Here is a 22689-nt window from a genome sequence, read left to right as displayed (position 1 = left end):
CGCGGCCGCGGTCTCAGCCGCGGCGTTTCCAGCAGGCCACGGCGACAAGCAATCTGCAACAACGTCTTCGTATTATTGTCCGCCTGTCCGACCGCTTTCAGCAGCGAAAAGCTGACCATCTCTCAGGGAGCTCCAGACCGATGCCGATCGCGGAACTGAGCGGCGCTGTCCAGTATGTGATGGATCTCCTGGGCATCTTCGCTTTCGCCCTTTCCGGGGCGTTCCTCGCGGTGCGCAAGGACTTCGACATCTTTGGCACGGTGATTCTCAGCGAGGCCGCGGGCCTCGGCGGCGGCGTCTTCCGTGACCTGGTGCTCGGGGTCACCCCCGTCGCCTTCACCGATCTCGGCTATTTCTTCGCGCCCTGGGGCGCGGCGGTGATCGTGTACTTCGGACACCGGCTGCGCCATGACGACAAAGTGGGCGAGGCCAGGCTGTTTGACATCTCCGACGCGGCGGCGCTCGGACTCTTCAGCGTCACCGGCACGACCAAGGCGCTCGACCACGGCTTCAACATTCCCGCCGCGGTCACGCTCGGCTGCGCCAGCGCCGTCGGCGGTGGCGTGCTCGCCCAGCTCCTCGCCCTCGAACAGCCGACGCTGCTCCGCTGGAACCGCGATCTGTACGCGCTGCCCGCCCTCGCCGGCGCGACCCTGGCCGCCGTGCTGTACAAGACCGAAGCGCTGAACGCCGCCACCGCCATCGGCACCTCGCTGTTCGCCTTCGGACTGCGGCTCCTCGCCCTGCGCTACAACTGGCGAACCCCACGCTCCCACTTCTGGCGCAATCCGTTCGCGGGCATGCGGCAACAGCCGGTGACGGCGCACCCGGCCCCGGGCTCCGCAGCGGCATCGTCCATAGGCAACGACACGGTCAGGCTGCACCTCCGCATAGGCGATACGAGCACGCAGCCCCTTTCGGTAACCGAAACGGTCAGACTGCCGCAGATCGGTGCGGAGGCGTCCCCCCGTCCCGGGGACCGTGTCCTGCCTCTGGCCGAGGCCCCGGGCCCGGCCCCGGACCCACGGCTCGTCCTCCTTCGCTCCTCGCAACAAGATCAGCAGGAAAGGGACCAGCCCCCACAGGGTCAGTAGACCGCGTGGGGGCCGCAGCCGGACCGTTATGACTCGTCGTTGGACATCAGCCGCCACACGTGGTCGTCAGTGGGAGAGCACTTGTAGACGCCCAGACGTGCGTCGTTGCCGCCGAAGTCGGGCTTCTCGCCCCACACTTCCAGGCACCGCTGATCGCTGGCGTAGTTGTGGATCCAGAACGTCCGGTTGCCGCCCAGGTTCTCGACCCACCACAGCTGGTTGTCCTGGAGCGTGAGATTGCAGTAAGTCTGGTTGAGCCCGGTCCTGTCCGGCTGGCCGCCACGGCCGGGCAAATCCAGGCACAGGCCGCTCTTCCTGTTCTTGATCACGACGAGATCGCGGCCGCCGGGTCCCTTGTCCTTCTGTGCCAGGACGAAGTCCCAGACCTGGTTGTCCGCGTCCCAGTTGTTAAGGCAGTCATGCTGCAGGACCGGGCCGTCGAGCTTACCCTTGCCCATGCCGGGCAGGTCCGCGCACCGGCCGGTCGTGACGTTCTTGAGCTGGAAGTTCGTACGCTGGTCCGGCGCGATCACAGAGGACTTCCCGGCCGAGGCCACCTTCTTTGTCCGAGGCTTCGGCTGCTCGCTGCTCGGCTCGGGCTCAGGCTCAGGCCGGGACTTCGGCTGCTCGCTGCTCGGCTCGGACCGGGGCTTCGCCGCCGGCGAAGGGGACTTGCTCTCCTTGCGGGGGGACGGCGCGGGTGACTGGGCGGTGTAGGTACCGGGGCCCTTCTCCTCGGCCTTCGGGACCGTCATACCCGAGGTGGGCTCGGGCGCCGCCTCGGTCTTGTCATCGTCGTCATCGGCTCCGAAGGCCAGGAACGGCAGGGTTATCAGCAGCGCGCCCGCGATGGCGGCGGCGGCGAGCAGCGCCTTGGTGGGTCGGCCCGAGGGGGGCTCGTCCTCCTCGCCGACCCCGGTGTCGGCGCCCGGGGGGTAATCGCCCTCGGCCGACGCCATACCCTCGGCGGATCCGTGGCCGTCCGCGTGGCCGTCGGCCTCGGCGGGCGGTACGTCCGGGGCCGCCAAAGTGTCCGGCACCCCGGCCGCGGACGCCGCCGTGGCCCCGGTGGACTCCGCGGTGGCCCCCGCCGCGCCCGGCGTCACGGACTCAACGGACTCACCAGCCGACGCGGGCTCGTTCAGCGAGACCTTCGGCTGCTCGGCGGTGCCCGCTTCGACCGCGGCACCCGTGGCAGCAGCCGCGCCGGTCTCCGTACGCTCCGCACCCTGCGGTGCCAGCGCGGAGGGATCGGGCGCACCGGCGGTGCCCGGCAGGGTGACGGCGCGGCGCACCGCGGGCCCCTTGGGGTTCATTGATTCCTGACTTGGCATCATGTCTCCTGGTATCCGTTCATGTCATCCATGAGTGGCAGTCGGCCGGTGGCGGCGCAGGGCCTCGTCCAGCCGGTCGAGTGCGGCACGGTCGTGGTCATCGAGCCCGGTGTCCTCCGGTACCGCCGCCGCGGCGGACGGGGAGGACGCGGTGGTGGGTACTTCTCGCAGCAGCACCAGCGGGGCGCCGACGGTGTCGCGGACATCGAGCACCCGTAGCAGCGTCCCGGGGGCGAAGACGACCTCGTCCCCGCCGGATGCGGAGCCGGGGCGGCCGGTCAGCTGGCGCGTGCGGCGCCCGGTGACCGACCAGATGGCGTACTGCGCGCCGGCAGGGCGCGGCGCCCCGGCCCCCAGCGGCAGCGCACACACCGGCGCCGGGTCGCGCAGCAGGGTTCCGGGGACCAGCCCGCCGTCCGCCTCATGGGCACGGCGCCACGCCAGGCCCCGGTACGACGGCAGGCGCCGCAGCGCGGAGGCCACACAGGCGGCGTACGGCAGCAGCCGCTCGTCGCCCGTACGCATGCCGCGGGCGAGCGCGGCATGGCTCAGCGGCGCGGCCGTGGTGTCCGGGACATCGGGGGCGTCGGGGCCGTACGAGGTGTCCAGGTACACGTGGAGCGCGATCAGGTCGATGCGCGCCGCCTCCTGCTCCGGCCCGCGCAGCGCGGGCATCCGGGTGAGGGCGCGGGTGACCGCGGCGCTGTGCCGCTCCCACACCGCGTCCGCGAGCGCCCGGAAGGCGGTCCGCTCGGCCTCCGTGCTGACGTGCCCCGGCAGGAACGGAACCGGCGGCAGCGGCCGGAGGGGCACGGACGGCGTACGAGCGGCCGGGGGCTCGGGAGTCGCGAGGGTCACGGGAGTCGTGGGCCCGGGCGCCGTGGCCGACGGGGGCGCCTGCGTGGACTGCGGCACCGTGGTGGACCGTGAGGCCGCCGGGGGTACGGGGGCCGCCGGTGGCTCGACAAGCGCCGGTGGCTCCGAGGGCTCCGGGCTCGCCGGCGGGGTCCGCGTGGCCGGGGTCGCGGGGGTGTTCCGCGTCACCTGGGGGGCCGGGCCCTGAGATGGGCGCGACACCGGGGTACCCGGTTGGGTGGGCCGACAGGTCAGGGGGGATGCCGACGGGGCGCTGTCCCCGTCTCCGGCACCGTCGGGCGGGCTCTGCGACCGGAGCAGGGCCGGGATGGCGTCCAGTTCCATCGGGCGTGGGGGCGTGCCGCTCCCCCTCCGCAAGGGGCCTCCCGCTCCCGGGGGTTCGGGCTGCTCGGGGTCCCGTGCGCGGCCGGAGCCCGGCGGCCTGCTCGGGCCCGGGCCGCCCGCTCGCAGCCTGGAGGACTCCGGCCCGGGCCCTGCCCCTGCCCCGGATGCGGCGGACGCGGCGGAGGTGTCGCGCGCGGCCGCGGCCGCGACCGGGGCCGACGCCGTGCTGACCATCGACGGTCGCGTCGGTGGGAGCACAGGACGCGGATCCTCGGTGGTTTCCGGCAGCGTGGCTTCCTGCGGCGTGGCTTCGGGGAGCGTTCCCAGGGACATCGGATCGCGCCCGTGGTCCGGCTCAGGCTCCGCCTCCGCGACCGGGGCGGACGCGACCGGCGCAGGGCCGGGCTCCGTCGGCGCCTGGGCGGACTCGGCCGGGGCAGGACGCCGCGCCTCGGGCCTGGCGGGCGCGAGGCCGGCCCCGAAGCGGAGCGTGCGCAGGCCGTGTTCCGCGGCTGCGCGGCGCAGTTCGCGGCCGCCGTCCGCGCACGTACCGAGCACGAACAGCCTGGCCCTGCCGCACACGTCGGCGCCGAGTCCGCCGAGCAGTTTGGCCAGCACGGGGTACAGCGTCGCGTCGATCGGCTGCCCGGGATGGCCCAGTTCGATCGCCGGTCCTTCGGGGTCCACCGCGCGGGCGGTGGCCGGTGGCGGCTCGCTCTCGGTGTCCGTGATCCACAGGCCCGCCCGGGTGACCGTGACACGCCACTGCGCGGAGAGGCGTATGGCACCGTGTTCCGCGCTGCCGCAGCCCGGAACGGGCGGGCTCCAGCGCGACAGTCGGGGGCTCGGGGCGGTCTCGCCCTCGCGCGCCGGTGCGCACACCACGGTGTCCACGAACGGCTGCCAGCGGGGCGCGCCATCGGCGCCGACGAGCACGGACCGCACCGTGCCGGGCTCGGTCGGGCTGCCGTAGGACATCAGCGGCATGCCGGTGCGGACGAGGAGTTCGACGCCGAGCGAGTCGGCGACCGACTGGCTGGTGCGCAGGATGTCCCGAGGGCCGCCAGGGGCGAGCCGGACGCGGGGCCTGACGGCCTCGGGGAGGGCGGTGAGGAGTTCGGTGAGGTCGCCCGCCGGGACGTCCTCGTCCTGTGGCGCGCCCAGCAGCACGGTGGGGCCGCGCGGGTCGGCCGGTACGGCGTAGCAGAGGTCGTCGGGGCGGGGCGGGTTCGCGTCGCGGGACCGGACCAGCACGCCCGCCGGGATCTGCTCGACGGCGTATCCGCCGGAGGTGCCGGCCGGCAGGTGTTCGACCGCGGGCTGCCACGCCGGGGCCGGCTGGCGCGAACCGATCCGCACCGGTTCCGCCCCCGGCGCGAAGCGCCACCATCCGCCACGCTCGCCACCGCCACGCTCGCCGCCCCGGCCCGAGCGCCGCTCCGGTACGAACAGACCGCCGCCGGGCACCACGACAGCGACGCCGTCGGGGGCGATCACCTCGATCTCCCAGGCGTCGGCGATCCGGCGGGCCACGGCGGGCTCGTCCGGCCGGTCGTCGCCCGCTGCCGCCAGGACCAGCCGGACCACTCCGACGCCGTCCGAGCGGAGCGAGTCGAGCACCCCGCCGAGCCGCGGCCACAGCTCACCGGCCGACGACGCGTCGGCCCCGGCGACCACCGTCACGGTGCGTCCCGGCTCGGCGGAAAGGGCCCGGACCAAGTCGGCGACGTCAGAGGTGGACAGCGTGTCGTCGGCCGGGGAGCGGAGCAGCATGACACCGTCGTGCTCCTCGACGAGCAGCGCCCCGCCACGCCCGCCGCCCTCGGGGCGCTCCAGCGTGGTGACGGGAGCGGACGGCGCGGGGTCGGTGGCAGGCCCGGTACGGGCTCGGGCGCCCCGCCCGCTGAACCAGCGCGCTCTGGCGCCCCCGGAACGGCTCACGCCTGTCCTCCTCGTTCTTCTCGTTCTTCGCGGGCACCGGCTTCTCGGGCACCGGCCGATGTGGCTTCGGCCTGAACCGCTTCGGCCCGTTCGCCCCCGTCCGTCTGCTCGAACCCCAGCGGGCCGGTCCTGTGGAGGTAACGGGGCGAGGTGTAGATCGGGATGTCGTCGAAGCGCCACTGGCCGACCACCGCGAACTCGGGCGGCGCGGGGTCAACCGTGGCGGCAGTGGTGGCCGGGGTGGTGGCCTCGCCGTTGGGCTCACTCATCGTGTCCTCGCTTGCTGTCGCACTGTTCTCTTGCTGGGCGAGCGGCCCTGACAACTCGCCCACCGACTCGGCCAGGGTGACCGACCGGCGCACCACAGGACTGGCCGGCGAAGCCTTCCGGCGGCGCTTGGCGGTGTCGTCCGCCTCGGTCAACGGCTCTCGCCCTCGCCGGAGTCCGGCAGCTGTACGTCGGTGACGCGCTTGCTGCGGGGCGCCGCAGTACCGCCCCCCGGTGCGGTGCCCTCGCGGGCCACCGTCGTCGGCCACTCGACCTGGGACTCCTCCGCCCCGGCCTCCTCCGCGGGCCCCTCGGCCGCGGCGGCCATGATGTCCGCCAGACCGTCCGTGGTCATCACCATGCTGACCGGGGCGGAGCTGTTGATGCACAGGCTGTGCCCCTCCGGAAGCCGCTCCAGGAACGCGGGCACCCGCACCCGCTCGAACCCCAGACGTCCGGCCGCGTGCAGATAGCGGGGCGAGGTGTAGATGGGGACCACCGCCGTGCCGTCCGGCGCCGACGCGCTCACCGGTTCGCCGTTCGCCGTCACCAGCACCGCGACCTCCGCCTTGGCCAGCGCGGCGGTGACATCCTCCGCCGGACCGTAGCCGGTGGTGGCAAGTTGGATGGCGGCGTCCACGTCGTCCTCGGGCTCGGGCCAGCCGAGCGCTTCCGGGGAGGGCTGGTAGCTCTCGTTGTCCTGCCACTCCACGATCTCGCCGTCGTCGTCGGAGCGCCACTGGCCCACCACGGCCCAGTCCGGCGGCGGGCCTTCGCCCTGCCACGCAGGATCGGTCAGGTACAGCCAGTGGTTCGGCGCCAGTTTGGCGGCCTTGACGAACTCCTCCGGCGGTTCCGGAACTTCGGTGTCGTCGGACACCCCGGGCACCATGCCGTCGGGGGACGTCCCGGGTGCCGGGGAATCGGCTGCCGACTCGAACTCCGCGGAACCGGCCGACGGTTCGGCCGATTCGGATGGGGTGATCGCGGCGGAAGCGCCCTTGTCGCTCATGCTGTCCTCGCTTACTGGGCCGACTGGCTCACTGCTGGCAATGCTCGGCGTGGTCGATGATGTGGGCGCACCCCTGCGGGGTTGCCCGGTGTGCCCGCTCCGTCCCCCGAGGCGCGTCACGCCCATCCCACCCGGCTCACCCGCAACTTGCTCACCGGTACGAGCTGGGCCACCTGGGCGGAGGAGCTGAGGAACACCAATTCCCGGTCCTCGGACAAGCCATCGAGGAGATCGGGTACCCGCATGATCACATGCGCGGGCACTCTCCCGTCCACCGGCTGAGGGGTTTACGGGGCGGTGGACGGGGCCGGCGCGTACGGATCGGTGGCCTGTGGCGGCTCGGGCCCGGACACGGCGAAGTACACCCCGACCGCCTGCCGCAGGCCCCGCCACGTCAGCGGGGAACGGTCGCCACGCGCCGCCCGCGCCTCGTCCAGCGCCCGGAAACCGGGCAGCAGCGCCTCGAACGCCGCGGTGTCGTCCTCCTGCATCGGCCCGTAGACCCGGCCCGGCCACCAGGCCCGTCGCCGCCGCGTCCGGCCCCGCGAGGGTCGCCGAGTCGTCGACCGTGCCCGCGATGCGCACCCCGCCCGGATACAGCGCGTCGCGGAGAGCGGCCACCAGCATCAGGCACCGCTGTACCGACATCGGGCCCGCCGGAATGGTCGCCGCCAGACGGTTCGCTGCTCCTTCCGGCCGACGACGGGTCAGCACCGGGCAGGCCACGGCGAGGGTGACCAGGCTGGTGCCGACCGTACGGTCCGGCGTCGGCTTGTTCTGCGGGGGCGTCACCACGATCTACGGCACCCCCTCGGTCACCTCGGCCGACGGCACCGGCGTCTCGGAGGCCGAGCCGTGCGGCGGGCCGGGGGTGAGGAGCAGGTGGACCGGGCCGCCGATGGTGCGCAGGACGAGTTCGACGGGGCGCCGCGCCCGGTCGGTGGCGCGGGCCGCCGCGTCCAGAGCGAGCCGGAGGTCGGCGGGGAGCGTGCCCCCCTGGGTGTTCAGGGCCTCGCCGGGAGTGGCGCCGTTCCGCAGCGCCTGGCGTACGGCGTTCAGCGTGCGCCGGGTGTCGTCCGTGACCTCGCCCGCGTCCAGCCACACCTGGGCCCGCGCGTCCTGCTCGGCGAACCCTTCGGCGAGCAGGACGCCGAACTCCTCGGGGCGCAGCGCCCGCCAGTCGTCGATGCCCTGTTCCGCGAGGACGGCCGGGGCGTCGTAGATCTCCGGGGACGGGCGGGCCGGGGTGCTGCCGGGGCCCACGGGCGCGCCACCGGGCAAGGGCGCGCCGTTGAGCACGGGTGGCACCGGGAGCGGGGCGTTCGTGGGGGTGGCGGGTTCGACCGGTTCCCTGAGGACCCAGCTCGCCGCCGTCGGCTTCGCCTCCAGCGGTGAGGGGGACAGGGACAGGACCGGGTACTGCGCCCCGCTGGGGCGGGCGATCCCCGTGGTGCCGCTTGTGACCGTGGTGGGGCGGCCCAGCCGCTCGGTCAGCATGTCCGCGAGGCGGGTGTCGTAGAGGCCGGGGATGTCCAGCACCAGGACGCCGTTGAGGCGCCGGTCCACGAGTTTGGGATGGTAGGCCATCAGCTCCACGAATTCCTCGAACGGCACCCGGAAGACGCGTCCGTTGCCGCGGAAGCGCAGGCGCAGGGCGTCCGGGTCCGACGGGTCGTAGGACGCCCGCACCACGAAGGGCACGGCCCGCTCGTGGCCGGCGTCGTCCTGGCCGGTCCACGGGGCGTCCTCGAGGCCGTCGGGCGTCTGGATCCTGGAGGTGTCCAGTCGGGCGATCCTCGTCCCGGTGGACCAGTCGTTCCCGGCGTTCTCCCCGTTCAGCAGCGGGTCCTTCAGCCGGCAGGCCCAGGAGAAGGGCTCGGCCGCCTCCAGGTGGAACGCGGCCAGCACATGGAAATCGGCGGCGTCGCGGCCACGCGCGTACGCCTTGGCGACCAGCCGCCACAGCTCCTCCCGGCGCGCGGCGTCCACCGGGTCGGTCGCCTCCAGGTGGAGGGCCTTCCGGGCGAGCCCGTCGACGTCGAGACCGGGTCGATAGAGCAGTTCATGGGCCTTGACCTGGGCCCAGAACGCCCGGGAGCGATGGCCGTCCTCCACGTCGGCGGCGCCGACCCCCAGCATCGGCCCGACGACGCCGTCCCAGGCCGCTGCCGACAGGGCGCCCTTCCAGGAACTGGCCGCGTCCACGGCCGGCGACAGCGTCACGAAGTCGCTCAGGCGCGTGCCGTCGGCCGCGTTCGCCGCTTCCAGGAGCACCGCGCGGTAGTCCGCCCGGCGCGGCTCCGTCTGACCGGCGGGGAGCTTCGCCGCGACGATCCGGTGGAACAGCTCCATCGTGAACGGGCCCGAGGCGTCGAACCGCCCGTCGGCGTGCCACATCCGGTCCAGCGCGGCGGCCCCGCGCAGCAGCCTGGCGTACTCGGGATCCTTCTTGACGCGCACGGCGTCGTCCACCTCGTTGCCCAGCGCCAGCTTCAGCGCTCGCACCAGCCGCAGCGTCCGGTGCCGCTGCGGTCCGGACACCCTTCCGTCCGGGCCGCCGAAACCGATCGCCCGCGCCCGGCGCTTCAGCTCGGCGGCCCGCGGCTCGGGGAAGAACTTCGCACGCTCGGACCGCCGCCCCTGGGGATCGGTGAGCATCGCGCGCAAGTAGACGCGGCGGTTCCGCGGCCCGGTCTCCGTGAGCCCCGCTATCCGGACGGTGCAGCGCACCTTGCGCCGCAGCCCGTTGGCGTAGTACTGACCGACTGGCACGTTCTCCAGCGGGTCGGCGACGAACGGCCCGGGGAAACCCGTACCGGCGTTGTCGCCGAGGGGTATCCGGGTGTTCCTGGGCGAACCCGCCCAGCAGATCTCCAGGTCGGCCCAGTAATCCGCGGGGATGACGGACATGCTGTTCCGCCGCGCGCGGGCCCATCGCTGCGTCCCGGGACCGTCCAGCATCCGCGTGCTGCCGTCCCACATCGGGACCGCGATGCCCCCCGCAAATCCGTGGCCGCCCTGGTAGACCCCCGGGGCGGCCTCGTCCGGGTCCGCCGGCGTGAAGCTTGTGGAGCATTCGCCCGTGGCGGGGTTGAAGTGGACGAACGACGTCACCTCGTCGATGCGGCGGAAGAATGCCTCACGGAAGCCGGCCAGTTCGGCGGGGGTGAACATGACGCGTCCGAACTGCTTCCTGGTCCGCGTGCTGACCATGGGCCAGGTCTGCACGTCATGGTGCCAGTCGGGCACGTCGTCGGGGGAACCGGGGTCCAGGTCGTGAGGATTGGGCACCCAGTCGCCCTCGGGATCCCCCTTGTGATGGACCACCTGGAGCTTCGCCGGCTTCCCCTGCTCGACAACGAGCCCCACATCCCCGCTGTGCGCGTACACCAGGCGGCCGGTGCGGAACGCGAGCCGGCGCGCCAGGAACAGCAGGCCGCGACCCGCATACGGGACGGCCAGCACGATCGGCACGTCGTTCGGCAGCTTCGACAGCCCCGGGTCGTGCGCCATCAGCTCGGCGAACTCGTCGATCCCCAGGTCCCGGGTGGTGCGGTCCGGCCACGGCACCACGATCTTGCGCGGGTCCCCCGCCGCGGCCACGACATAGGCGGGTTCGTCCCAGTCCCACGGCTGGTCGTCCAGCCACTCGGCGGTGGCCGTGCCCTGTTTGTCCTTCTCGACCAGATCGACCTCGGAGGTGTCCAGCTCCGCGGCGCCCGAGCCCGTCCAGTTCACGCCCGCGGGTTCCCCCGGTCTGTCAGCGTCGGTGAACCGGTGGCGGTCGTCCAGTACGCCGCGCCGCTGGGCGTGGAACGCGCCCAGCGCCGCCAGGCCGGTCGCCCGGCCCGCCTTGTCCGCCTCCAGCACCAGGTCGAACAGCTCGTCCCGGACGCCCTGGTCGACGACCGTGCCTGGGAGCAGGTGGAGGATGAGCCTGGCGAGTGCGGACACGTCCATCGGTCCGTGGCGCATGCCCTTTTCCCGGCGGCGCAGCCGGTCCAGGGTCTCCGCCGCGTCCGCGCGGGGTTCGGTGGTGATCCGGATCAGCGTGGGCCGGGGGAACTGGGCGACCCTCTTGTTGGGGGGGACTTCGGGGAGGCCGTACTTCCGCAGCTCGAAGTCGTGCGGGCCCAGGCGCGACTGATCCGCCGGCAGGTCCCGCTGGAGGGTGGCCAGCGCGACGGCCAGCTCCTGCGTCAGGTGCGCGTACACGGCCTGGGCGCGCCGCGCACCGCGCTCCCGGGCCATCTCCTGCCGGGCCGGCAGCTCGGCGTTGGACCGTACGTCGTTGCCGAAGCCGACGATGAGGACTTCCGGCAGGGGTGCCCCGGCCCGGTGGTTCCGCAACCCGGTCAGGGCGAGGCGACGGGCCAGCTTGCGCACGTTCGCCTTGTCCGCGTCGGGCAGCGCGGTCGATCCCCGCACGAACCGCACCCCGGCCGTCGGCGGCAGCGCGGTACGGGAAACGGGATTCGAGGCAGACGCGGAGCGGTCGGAATCCGCATCGGAGTCGGAGTCGGAGTCGGAATCGGAGTCGCTGTCCTCGGTTCCGGACGAGCGGGCGTCGTCCGAGAACAGGCTGTCCGCCGAGTCGGAGGACTCGGACGCCGAGTCGTCCAAGGCGTCCGGCATGTCGTCGTCGGAGTCCGACTCCGCCGACGTCTCGAAGTCCAGCAGGTCGGCGTCCCATGCCTCCCCGTCCAAGGACGCCGCGGCCGTCGACACGACCGGCCGGGGAAGCGGGGCGGGCGCGGCGGCCTCGGTCCACCGGGGCCGCAGACCCAGCTCCCGCCGCAGCGTGTCGGCCAGTTCCCCGGCCGACCGGGCGTTCGGCCCGTGGGCGAGCAGGTGCTCGGCGACGTTCCGAACCGCCTCGCGGAACGCGTCCCTGGCGTAGCGGACATCGGCCTGCGCCGCGTACGGCGGAAGGGGCAGCACCAGGAAGGCGGCGAGCTCCCAGGCCCGAGCGGCATCCAGCGCCGCGCCGTCTTGCGCCTCGGGCCCGTCCTGCGCCTCGGGGCCGTCCTGCAGTCGCGCGTCGTCGTGCGGGGCCGCGCTCTCCGCCGGGGCCGCGCCCTCGCGCGCCGCGGCGGCCTGCGCGAACTCCGCGTACGCCGATCGCCACAGTCGCCGCGACACCTCGGCCGCGACCGTGTCGAGCCCGTCCGGCCCCGGGCCGGGCCGGTGCAGCAGCAGCCGCACCTGGTCCTGCGGGGTCAGGCGCCTTGCCTGGAGGCGGTCGCCGCCCAGTGTGGCTTGGATCTCCAGAGCGGGCGTCAGCTCAGCGCCTGCGGCCCGCAGTTCGGCGAGGGTCACGGACTCGTCCGGGTCCAGGCGCGGCGCGCCCTGGTGCAGATCGTTGGCCGTTATCTGGTCGGCGAGCCAGCTCCGCAGGTGCTCGCCCAGGGCCGGGGGCGGGACCGCGGCGGTGTTTTCGGGTGTGGTGGCGTCGGTCAGCCGGGTCGGCGGGACGCCGAGGTGGTACAGCAGGGTTACCGCGTCCTCGAGCCGCGCCAGGGCGTCCTCCAGCCGCCCGGCGGCGTCCGTGGCGGTGTCCGTGGCGGCGTCCGCCGCCACGGCGAGAGATGCCAGCGCCCAGGTGTGCTCGTCCCAGGCGAGCGCGACGGTCGCCGCGTCCTGGCGGCCGTCGTCCGGGGGCGGCGTGGCGGTGGAGTCGTCGGCGTCCCCGGGCGGCGCGGCCGGAGTGTCGGCCGGCTCCACGGCGTGCGGCGCCGCGCGGCCGATCCCGTAGGTGGCCACGGGGCCGCCCACGGGCGGCAGCGCCCAGGCGGGCCCCGAGGCCGGCGGCGTGAGATCGCCCGGCCTGATGAGGTGCCAGTCGGACGGCTGGGGCCGGCGCCCCGACGCGTCCGGCGCCAGGTAGAGGGTGTACGTCCTGGACCCGGGCCGGCGGTGGATCCCGGTCCGGCCGGAGGTGGCCCAGACTCCGCGGCCCGAGTTCCGGGCGGCCTCCCCGGCGAGCGTCCCGGCGAGGGGCGCCCCGGCCGGGGGCCGGGCGCCGTCCGCCACCAGGAGGATGTCGGCCTTCCAGGGCGCGCCGTGCAGCATGGCGTCGCGGAAGACCAGTTCGCCGAACTCCTGCCGCGGCACCGGCGCGCCCAGGAAGCCACCGTCGAAGACGTACTGGAACGGGGCCGGGCTGCCCGGTGCGTACCAGGGGGCCGGGGCCGTGCCGACCTCGACGAGCGAGCCGTCGGGCGCGTAGTCCATGAGGGTGATGACACTGGCGTCGAAGTCGCCGTCCAGCCCGGCTGAGCCGTGGCTCAGGTCGCGGCCGTTGATCGCGCCCGCGGTGTTCCTCCCGAGCGTACGGTCGGACAGGGCGCCCCCGCTCTCCAGGTGGTAGGCGGCCAGCTCGGGCAACGACAAACGGCCCACGGCCAACGCCTTGCGCGCCAGCGCGACCGCCTCGCCGAACCGCGCCGGGTCGGGGCGGTCGAGGTGCAGCACGCCGGCGGCGAACTCCGCGCCGTCGACGACGGTGTCCAGCAGCTCCAGCAGCCTGACCTCGGTCCACAGCAGCCAGGACAGCTCCGCCTCGCGCACCGGCTGCCCGGCCCCGAGGCCCAGGACCTCCCGGGCCATGGCCTCGGCGGCCGGGGTGCCCGCCGCGGGCAGCCGGTTCAGCGCGGTGGTCACGTGCGGCAGCGCGGCGAAGCCGCCGAGCGGGCGCCCGGGCCTGGCCTGCCACGCGGCGTCGGCCCAGGCCAGCACCTCCTGGATGTGCTCGGCGCCACCGGGCCGCGTGCCGGGCCGGCCCGGCGGGAACCGGCGCACCACCCGGTGCAGCAGGTCCAGGGTGAACTTGCGGTTGCCGTCGCGGTCGAGGTCCGGATCGCGCTCGCGCATGCGGTCCAGCGCGCCGAGGCCCCTGAGCAGGTCCGGATAGTCCGGCCGGAGGTCCACGTCCGGGTCGTCGAATGCCTCGCGCAGCGCGCGCACCAGCCGCAGCGCCCGGTCGCGCGTCGCCTCGGGCGCGGGGCCGGGGCCGTGGTGCAGCCCGGCCGTCCGGGCCCGCTCGTCGAGCGCGGTGTCCTCCGGCTCCGGCGGGAACTTCACCAGACGGTCGCCCTCCCCGCGGGCGTTGGTGAACAGGGCCACGGCCAGGGTGCCGTCCGCCAGCGTCGGCGTGGCAACGCGGTACAGGGAGCCGTACGCCGTCGCCCCGGTCTCGTTGGCCACGTCCTGTCCGACGGCCACCACCGCGAGCGGGTCGGGGACGAACGGCAGCGGGCCGTCGTACATTCCGTGTCCGACGACGCCGCCGACGCCCGGCCGCGCGGCGGAGAAGCAGATCAGCAGCGCCTGCGAGCGGCGCGGCGACACCTGGGCCAGGGAGAACCAGCGGACCACGGCACGGGCGTGGTCACGGCCGCTCATGTCACGGCGCCCGTCCCGCGTGATCCAGGAAACGACGCCCGGGAGGCCGTGCAGGGCCTCGTAGACGGTCGTGCCGAGCGGCCAGGGCACGTCCCGCTTCGCGCCATACGCATGGAGCTGGGCGTTGTAGCTCACCAACGAGGTCGCCGTCGGCACCCGCGCGGCGCCCAGCAGCCGAGTCCGGCCCCCGTCGTCGTCGGCGCCGAGGTCGACCGAGACGAAGCCCGTCACCCAGCCGTCGGCGTCGGGGAGGGGGAAGGTGTCCGCGTCCCGCACCCAGTCGTCCGTCCCCGGGCCCGGGGCCACGGGCCCGGGATGGGACATGAAGAAGTCGCCCCGGGGCCGCCCCTCCTCGTCCAGCAGGCCCAGCACCCGGTGACCCGCCCGGCCCGGAAGGTCCATGACGGTCAGGAAGCCGCTGGTGGACACCACGGTGCGGTTGTGCCGGGTGGCGAACGCCCGGGGCCGGGCGACGATCCGGCCGAGGCCGGGGATCATCAGGGCCACCGCGACGTCCCAGGGGAGGGCGGCCAGGACCGGGTCGAGCGCCATCAGCTCGTTGAACACCTCGAACGGCACATGGCGCGCGAATCCCGCGCGGCCCCGCACCAGAATCCGGTCCTCGCCCGAGGTGGCGAGGAAATAGGGGTCGGGACGGCCCGGCCCGGAAGCCCACAGCGCCGGCCGGACGTCGCCGACGGTGCTCCCCCCGTCCCGGCGGACCATCACCGCGGTGGTGCTCGGATCGAGGCCGGCGGGGATCCGGCTCCCGGTCCAGTTGATCCCGAGCGGACGGCCCCGGGTGTCGGTGACGCGGAAGCGGTCGTCGAACACGCCCCGGTCCACGAGGTACAGCGCGCTCAGGCCCGTCAGGCTCGTCACGTTCCGGGCCGCGGGCGAGGACGCCAGCCGGATCAGCTCGGCGCGCCGGTCGCCGGTCACCCGCTCCTCGGGGGTGAGCAGCAGTACGCGGCGGGCGAGCCGGTCCATGTCCAGCGGGCCGTGGCGCAGCTCGGGGTCGGCCGACCGGAGTTGGTTGAGCCGGGCCCGGGCGGCCGGTTCACCGGGCGTGAGCCAGACCGTGCGGCCCGGCGAGGAGGGGCTGCCGACGGCGCGGTCGGGCCACTGCCACCGGCCTCGGGGCCGTCCCCGGGAGCCCGCCCACGGCCCGGTCCGGTGGGTTCCGGGCCGGTGCCGGTCCACCCTGCCCGGTCCGGGCCTGTGCGCCTGTCGGGGTGCGGGGCCGCCGGGTGCGGTCCCGCCGGGTGCGGTCCCGCCGGCCGCGGGGCGCCCGCTGTAGGTGGGGCCGGGGCCGGTGGCCGGATCGCCGGTGGAGGTGCCGGGGCCGGTGGGCGGCCCGGCGGTGGTGCGGCCGGCGGGGGCCGTGGTGGAGGCGAACCGGGGGGCCGCGGTGCTGCCCTCGTAGTGGTCCCCTCCCATGGGGCGCCCGCTCGCGTCGACCACTCTGCTGTGGAAGAGCTCGATCTCCCATGCGGCGCTCGCGGGACCGATCCCGCGCCGCATGCCGCGCAGGCCCGGCCGCCCGTCGACCCGGCTGTGGGACGAGGCGATGTCGATCCGTACGTCGAAGGCGTGCGCCAGCAGGTGGGGGAAGATGTCGCCGATGTCGGAGTTCCAGCTGTTGTCCCAGTCCAGGACCGCCGCGCGCAGGCCGGACAGCTCCTTGTCGTCCAGCGGGGTGTGCCGGAGGACCAGGTCGCCCATCTCCCCGCGCAGTTGCCCCCTGCTCGGGAACCGGCTCTGGTCCGGTACGGGGACGCCCAGCTCGGTCAGCCGGGTCACCAGCGCGACCTCGTCCATCCGGTCCACGGCCGCGGCCAGTCCGCCGGGCACCGAGTTGCGGTACTGGTGGACGATCTCGACCGGCAGCCGTCCCCGGCTCGCGGTCAGGCGGTCCGCGACGAACCGTCGCATGGTGTCGAGGACATGGCGGTCCGAGGGGCCGGGCGCGGCGGCGCGCGCCAGGTCGGCCCGGACCCGGGCGGGGTCCGACAGCCAGGCGTACGCGTCCCGGTCGGCGGTGGACCGGCCGTCCGCGGCCAGGCCGGGCAGGGCGTCGCGGACGAGCAGCGGGCCGCTCGCCAGGAACGCGTGCAGCAGGCAGAAGCCGTCCCCGGGCACCGGCAGCGGCCGCCCCCGGGCCCAGCCCGGGGTGCCGCCCACCGGCGACGTCATGATGGGCGACCGTGGCGGCGCCTTGGGCGGTGCCCCCTCCGGCGGTGCCCCCTCCGGCGGTGCCCCCTCGGGCAGCGTCGGGCCCTTGGGTGCCGTCCCGTCCGGCGGTGCCCCCTCGGGCAGCGTCCCGTCCGCCGGTGTCTCCTCCGGTGCCGGCCCCTTCGGCAACCGCGGCGGGGCCTCGGGCATCGTGGCCGGCGGCACCCTGCGCGGCCGCTTGGCGGAGGGCGGCGCCGCTCCGAGCGGACGAGCGTGCCGCTTGGCCCCGGCCCGCGGACGGGGCCGCTTGCGGCCGGTCGCCGGGCGGGGGGTGACGCCGGTGGTGGTCGTGACGCCGGCGCTCGGGCCGGCGGAGACGAAGTCGGCGGCGGTGCGCTGCCGCCCGTGCCGGTCGGGGCCCAGGGCGATGGTGGTCCGGCCGTCCTCATCGGTGTAGAAGTCCGCCATGCCGTAGGCGGTGTGCACCTTCACGCCCGTGCTCCGCGTGACCGCGTCCAGCAGCTTTTCGACGGCGGGCCCCGCCGTGGCGGGGTCGGTGCGCGGGAGCAGCAGGACGATCTCGCCGCCCGCGCGGCGTTCGGGGTCGATGTGGAGCAGGTGGGCGATGTCCTCCACGGGGACCCGCCCGGACAGCAGCCCCTCGCCCAGCGGGCCGTTGAGCCGGACCACCCAGGGCGCCGGGCCCTCCGGCCGGTCCCAGGGCGCCGTTTCGGTGGTGTCGAAGGTGAGCCTGCCGTCGGGCCCGGCCCCGACCAGGGTGACCTGGCTCAGGTCCAGGTCCAGGGCGGGGAGGGGCTGGTCGCCGTCGCGGCCCATCGCCGTGCCGTCGAAGCGGCGGATGACCCGCTCCGGCGTGAACAGGCCCCCGGTCGCCAGGTGGAACGTGGCCAGCCGCGCGCTCCGGCTCGCGTCGATCCCGACGTCGGTGGCCCGTTCCAGCAGCCGCACCAACTCCCGGCGCCGGGCCGGGTCGGGGGCGTCCAGGTGCAGGACGCGGGCGGCGAGGGCGTCCACGTCGTATCCGAAGTCCCGGACGACGGTCGCCCCGCGCTCTGCCAGGCCGAACCCGGCCAGCACCGCGAGGCTGGGCGCGGCGGTCATCTCGGGGGCCAGCGCGATGCCCAGCAGTTCGTCCCGGTGCGCGTCGGTCACGGGCGTGTCCGGGTCCAGCATCAGCACATGGCGGGCGAGCGCGTCCATGTCCAGCGGGCCTTCGCCGAGTTCGGGGACCCCCGCCCGCAGCGTGTCCAGCAGGTCCAGGGCCCTCCGCAGGTCGCGGGGGCGGACCAGCGACCGGCCCTCGGCGTCGGACCGGCTGCGGGTGCCGGCCGGGGGCGTGTCCAGGCCGAACGGCAGGCCGTCGTTGACCGGCCGCCGCCGTCCCCGGCCGGTGGGCGGGGGCTTCGGCGCGCCCTTGCCGCCGGGCGGTCCGACCGGGGGCAGGTCGACCACCGGCGGGGGCGGCGCGGGCCGGGTGGGCGGCGGCGGGGGCGGCGCGGGCCGGGAGGGCGGCGGCGGGGCCAACCGGGCGGGCGGGGACGGGGGCGGGGCCGGCTTGGTGGTGCTGAAGTTCCAGGGGCCGCGCGGGTTACGGGCGCCGCGGGGCAGCGCCGCGAGGTAGTCGCCGCCGCGTTCGTACAGGACAATGGCGTTGTCCACGTCGGCGGACGCCGTGCCGAAGGTGTCGATCGTGCCGTTCTCGTGCACGTAGGTCACGTGCAGGTTCATGTGCTTCGCCACCAACTCGGCGGCGAGCAGGGCCGTCCCCGGGCTCCAGCGGCGGGAGCTCCGCAGGTGGGCGCGGATCAGGCCGTCCCGCACCCAGTCGGGCGGCGTCGGCCAGGACTCGGGCAGCCGGCCGCCGCCGCGCAGGAACTCCCGGCGCCGCACGGGGTCCAGCGGGCGGAACCCGGCCTCGTACAGCTCGTCCTCGGTGAACGTGGCCCGGGGGTCGAGCCGGGCCGTCCGCGGCAGCGGCACCGTGTCCACCAGCTCGGTCAGGTCGTCGATCACCTCGAACCCGCGGCCGCCCGTGGGGGCCGCCCCCAGGGCGACGGCGATTGCCTGGTAGAACAGGTTCCCCTCCCCGGCCAGGGGCGCGACCAGGTCGTAGGTGTAGCCGTCGGGGTCGGTCAGGGTATGGACATCGGTGGCCGCGTCGAACTTGGGCTGCTCCGCGTAGGTCTCGTCGTCCAGGCCCTCCCACGTCCACGGACGGGTGGCGTGGGCGGTGAGCAGGGAGTCGTCCACCGGAGGCTCGGGCTTCGGCGGCGGGGGCGGGCCCTCGGCCACGGCGGCCGCTTCCACGGCGCGGAAGTGCCGGTCGGCCACGTACAGCACGACGCGCTCGGCGCCGGGAGGCAGCGGACGGTCGGAGTTGGGCGAGAAGTCCTGGTAGGTGCCGTCCTCGCGGACGACGCGCACGCCCACCCCGTACGTCCGGGCGGCGAGCGCGGGGAGCAGGTCGGCGGCGCTGTGGTCCCAGCCGGTGTCGTTCGCGGCGTTCGCGGCGCGCCGCAGCTGACCGGCGGCGAGGCCACGGCGCTGGGCTGGGGTCAGCGGCTGGTAGCGCCGCTCGGGGCCGGGGCGGTCGCCGGCCGAGTGCGGGATCACGCCGAGGACGTCGAACTCCCGGCGCTGCGGGGTGTCGATGCCCAGGTCCAGAGCCGCGGCGTCCAGTTCGGCGGAGGTGAAGGTGTCCGTCTCGTCCGGGGAGAAGTACGCCAGCAGCGGCGAGTCGTCCGGCAGCCCCTCCACCGCGTCCGCGAGTACGTTCCGCAGCCCGGCGGCGTCGAGCGGGGCGCCGTCGGCACCGGTGCGGGCCGCGGGCAGCGCGCGCTGGAAGGCGCGGTAGAAGGAGTTGTCCTGGGGAACGTCCAGCAGCCGGTGGGTGGTCCCCTCCGGGGATTTCAGCGCGGGCGTGCCGTCGCGGAGCGCGGTCACCTCGGTGTACCGCGGCGGCGTGCCGGAGGTCTCGGGCTCCTCCCGGAACATCGTGTCCGGGGTGTCATGCCGCCGGTCCGTCCCCGTGTCGGACCCGTCGGACCTGTCGGTGCCGGTGTCGTCCCCGGTGCTCCCCGGGTCGGAGGTGTCCGGCGCCGGGGCCTTACCCTCGGTCAGGTCCTCGGTCAGGTCCTCGGGCAGCTCCTCGGGCGTCTCCTCGGCGATGGGGTCCAGCCCCGACGGCGGCTTCGGTGCCGGCTTGGGCTTCCGCGCCGGCTTCGGCTCCGCCGACGGCTCCTCCGTGATGGAGTCCAGCTTCGGCGCCCGCGCCAGCTTCGGCTTGTCGGAGTGCTTGGCCGGGTTCTCGGTCCGCTCGGTCTTCACCGGCTCCCAGTCCGTCACCTTGGGCTCGGGCAGCCCGGCGCGGGTCGGTACCGCGCCCTCCTCGCCGCTGGGCGGGTCCTCGGGCAGCCGGTGCCAGTGCGTGAGCCGGTCGGTCTGGGCGCGCAGGTGGTGCAGGGCGTCCGCCGCGTTCTCGGCCTTGCGCTCCTGGCTCCGCACCGCCGTGATACGCGCCTCCACGGCGCGCTCGGCCGTCCGGAACGTCTGGGCCGCCGCGTGGGCCGCGTCCCGCGCGCCCGCCACGCGCTCGTCGGCCGCGGCCGTCCGGCGCTCGAAGGCCCGCTGCGCCTCCGCCGCCATCCGGTTCCGCTCCCTGCGCCGGATGGAGCCGACCAGGTCTTCCGCCTCGGACAGCGCCTGCCGGGCGCTTTCCAGCCGGGCCTCGGCGGCGGCTCGCAGCGCGGGCGTGGTGTCGTCCGTCAGGTCGGTCAGCAGGGCGTCCTGGAGGGTCTGCCGCGCCCCCTCGGCCAGTTCCGTCGCCGACCGCAGCTCGTCGCCCACCGGGGCCGGGAAGTCCCCGGGGTCCTGGGTGAGCGCGGCGTCGGCGGCGGCCGTCGCCGCCACGAGGTCCTGCCGCGCCGCCGCGAACTCCGCCCTCGCCGCGGCCTGGGCCTCCCGGCGCTCCCGGCGGGCCACCGAGCGCGCCACCCGGGCGGCCTCGACGGCCTCCCGCAGATCGGGGAGGTCGCGGCGCAGCTCCCAGTACTTGGCGTCCTCGTCGGCCCATGTCTTGGCCGCGTCCTTGACCTTGTCCCATGCCTTGGCGACGGACTCGGGGAAGTTGTCGTCGGTGATCAGCCCGAGTTGGCGGGCGACGTCCTCCCGCACCCAGGCCAGCACGTGGGTCTGCGACTCGACGGTCTGCGGGCCCGGCCTGACGCCGCCGAGCGAGCCCAGCAGGTGCTCGCGGACCCAGTTGCTGGACGGCAGGTCCTTGAACTGCCGGTGGACGTCGGCCACGCTCAGCCAGGCGGTGGGGATGGCGAACGCGAACACCCGGCCCGTGTTGGGCTTGACGGTCACCTGGCGGGCCTGATCGCCCGCGATCACCCGGCCGTCGCTGTCGGAGGTGTCGGCGCCGGTGCCGGAGGCGCCCGGGTTCGCCGAGCCGGTGGTGTCCGACTTCAGGGCGGGCGCGGCGCCGAGGACGGTGTTGTGGTCGCCGCCCTGGGAGGCGGTCGCGTTGTCGCTCTGGGTGATCCGGGTGGCGGACTCCATCCGGGCGCCGTCGGCCACCGCCATCAACCGCGCACCGGCGAAGTCGGGCCGGGAGAACACCCGCAGCGTTCCCTCGGAGCGGTCGGCGAGGGCGTTCTCGACCAGGCCGGCGGTCTCGTAACCCCTGTTGCCCGAGGCGTGTTCGAAGAACGCGGACAGCGCCCCGGAGCCGAGGGAGTCCTCCAGCACCTGCGCGGAGCCGGTCCCCTCGGCGGTCAGCGGGGTGATCCGCGCGGTGCGCAGGACCCGCTCCAGCTCCTCCCCGGTGAGCCGGCCCGAGGTGGTGGCGAGCCGGTTGTCGTACGCCTTGGCCAGCGCGATGGTGCCGGCCGCGAGGATGTTCTCGGCGCCGATGACGTTGCGGACGTGGAAGCCGTTCTTGGGCGGGACGAACGGGCCCTGCGTCCCGTCGGGCAGGGTGATGGCGCGCCAGGAATCGAGAACACCGGTGATATCGCTGCTCTTCTCCAGCGGGGAGTCTTTCCCGGTGAGCACGTTCACCGCGGTCGGCTCGTCGCCGATCTCCGGCGGGGCCAGCGGGTCCGGTCCCTTCGCCGGGGCGGAGCCCCGGGCGGTGTCCGGCCGCATCAGGCTGAGCGGGACGATCTCGCGCTGGATGCCGACGTCACCGCTGTGCTCGATCCGCCGGGTCTCCGGGTGCCTGGGCCCGTCGCCCCGCTTCCGGCCCATCTCCATGGTGATGCGCAGCCGGTAGCGGGTGGCGTACTCGGCGTGCGGTTCGCTGGTGTACGAGGACCACACCCGGCCCCGGACGCGGGTGTCGGTCGCGGAGACGTTCTGCCGGTTGGAGCCGGTCTCGGCCATCGACGGGCCCGCCGTCGGCACATCGGTATCGCCGGTGTGGACGCCCTCGTTGACCTGTGTTCCGGCGTCGCTGCCCCGGCCGCTGGAGAAGCCGTCGCTGTAGGTCTCCACCGCCCACCGGTGGTCCTCCAGCTCGGTGCGCGGCCACAACTGGACGAAACGCGGCTCCCCCACGGGTTCGAGCTGCGCCCGGATGCGTACGTTCCGCCCGCCGATCCGGATCTGCTTCCAGCCGGGGCCGCCGATCCTCGCGGTCACCGCCGAGCCCGTGCCCATCATCTCCCGGCGCAGCGCGCGGGTGACCCGGGCCGAGGTCAGCCGGTGGATGGCCTCCCGGCTCTCGTCGTCGATGGCCAGGTCGTCCAGTTGCCGCTCGAACTCCTCCACCACCTTGGAGGTGTCCACGGAGTCGACCGGGTACGTGGCGAACGGCGCCTTGCGGAACCACCGGGGCTGGAGCCAGTCGCGGCGGGTGTACGTCGGGCCACCGCCGAGGTCGTCGCCCCGGATGAGGCCGAGCCGGTGGGCGGCCCGCTCGGGCAGGTGGCCCAGCCAGCCGCCCTTGACGACCTGCCGCTCCCCGGCCCAGTCACGCAGCCTGCGCACCACCGCGCCCAGCGGCGAGAGCACGCCGGAGGAGCGCATCTCGGCGGCCACCTCGTGCTCGGCGTCGCCGGTGGTGAGCACCTGGTGGCCCTGGTCGACCCGGTTGATGTCCGAGGTGACCGTGCGGGTGATGGTTCCGCTGGCGCCCCGGGTGCGCCACCACGGCCGCCAGACCGTGCCGTAGTTGCCGGTGACGGCCGAACCCTGCTGGTGGGAGTGGCCGTAGACGGCGGTCAGACCGGCCGAC

General features: G+C 74.9%; 7 protein-coding genes (1 of these 7 only partly in view). 1 reads left to right on the top strand and 6 read right to left on the bottom strand.

Annotated elements, in window-relative coordinates; genetic code table 11:
* Positions 1-140 precede the first annotated feature (140 nt).
* Positions 141-1094 carry a trimeric intracellular cation channel family protein gene (locus tag ACH4U7_RS11185; RefSeq protein WP_398527687.1) on the top strand — a complete coding sequence of 318 codons (954 nt, stop codon included), beginning with the start codon at positions 141-143 and terminating at the stop codon, positions 1092-1094.
* 26 nt (positions 1095-1120) lie between these two features.
* Here ACH4U7_RS11185 and ACH4U7_RS11180 read toward each other — a convergent pair whose 3' ends face one another.
* The 6 genes from ACH4U7_RS11180 to ACH4U7_RS11155 form a co-directional block, all read right to left on the bottom strand.
* Positions 1121-2410 carry an RICIN domain-containing protein gene (locus ACH4U7_RS11180; protein WP_398527686.1) on the bottom strand — a complete coding sequence of 430 codons (1290 nt, stop codon included), beginning with the start codon at positions 2408-2410 and terminating at the stop codon, positions 1121-1123.
* Between the two features lie 42 nt (positions 2411-2452).
* Positions 2453-5569, bottom strand: a complete 3117-nt coding sequence (locus ACH4U7_RS11175; protein WP_398527685.1) for a hypothetical protein — start codon at positions 5567-5569, stop codon at positions 2453-2455.
* On the bottom strand, positions 5566-5991 hold the full coding sequence (locus tag ACH4U7_RS11170; protein WP_398527684.1) for a hypothetical protein: 426 nt from the start codon (positions 5989-5991) through the stop codon (positions 5566-5568). The genes ACH4U7_RS11175 and ACH4U7_RS11170 overlap by 4 nt, the downstream gene beginning before the upstream one ends.
* Complete coding sequence (locus tag ACH4U7_RS11165) at positions 5988-6848, bottom strand: type VII secretion system-associated protein (protein WP_398527683.1); 861 nt, start codon at positions 6846-6848, stop codon at positions 5988-5990. Before ACH4U7_RS11165 ends, ACH4U7_RS11170 begins: the two co-directional genes overlap by 4 nt.
* Before the next feature lie 287 nt (positions 6849-7135).
* Positions 7136-7339 carry a hypothetical protein gene (locus tag ACH4U7_RS11160; protein ID WP_358635426.1) on the bottom strand — a complete coding sequence of 68 codons (204 nt, stop codon included), beginning with the start codon at positions 7337-7339 and terminating at the stop codon, positions 7136-7138.
* A 307-nt stretch (positions 7340-7646) separates the two neighbouring features.
* Positions 7647-22689 carry the final stretch of a lonely Cys domain-containing protein gene (locus ACH4U7_RS11155; protein ID WP_398527682.1) on the bottom strand. The gene runs 24554 nt beyond the window's last position, so only the last 15043 of its 39597 coding nucleotides appear in the window; its start codon lies beyond the right edge, outside the window — the gene reads right to left on this strand; the stop codon is at positions 7647-7649.

It is taken from the genome of Streptomyces sp. NPDC020845 (assembly GCF_044334165.1).
Lineage (GTDB): Bacteria > Actinomycetota > Actinomycetes > Streptomycetales > Streptomycetaceae > Streptomyces.
Note: the sequence above shows the minus strand (reverse complement) of the source record. Positions and strands in the feature narration are given on the sequence as shown.

Coding starts and splice junctions, on each gene's coding strand:
- ACH4U7_RS11185 (WP_398527687.1), top strand. CDS start 141: ATGCCGATCGCGGAACTGAGCGGCGCTGTCCAGTATGTGATGGATCTC.
- ACH4U7_RS11180 (WP_398527686.1), bottom strand. CDS start 2,410: ATGAACCCCAAGGGGCCCGCGGTGCGCCGCGCCGTCACCCTGCCGGGC.
- ACH4U7_RS11165 (WP_398527683.1), bottom strand. CDS start 6,848: ATGAGCGACAAGGGCGCTTCCGCCGCGATCACCCCATCCGAATCGGCC.
- ACH4U7_RS11160 (WP_358635426.1), bottom strand. CDS start 7,339: ATGCAGGAGGACGACACCGCGGCGTTCGAGGCGCTGCTGCCCGGTTTC.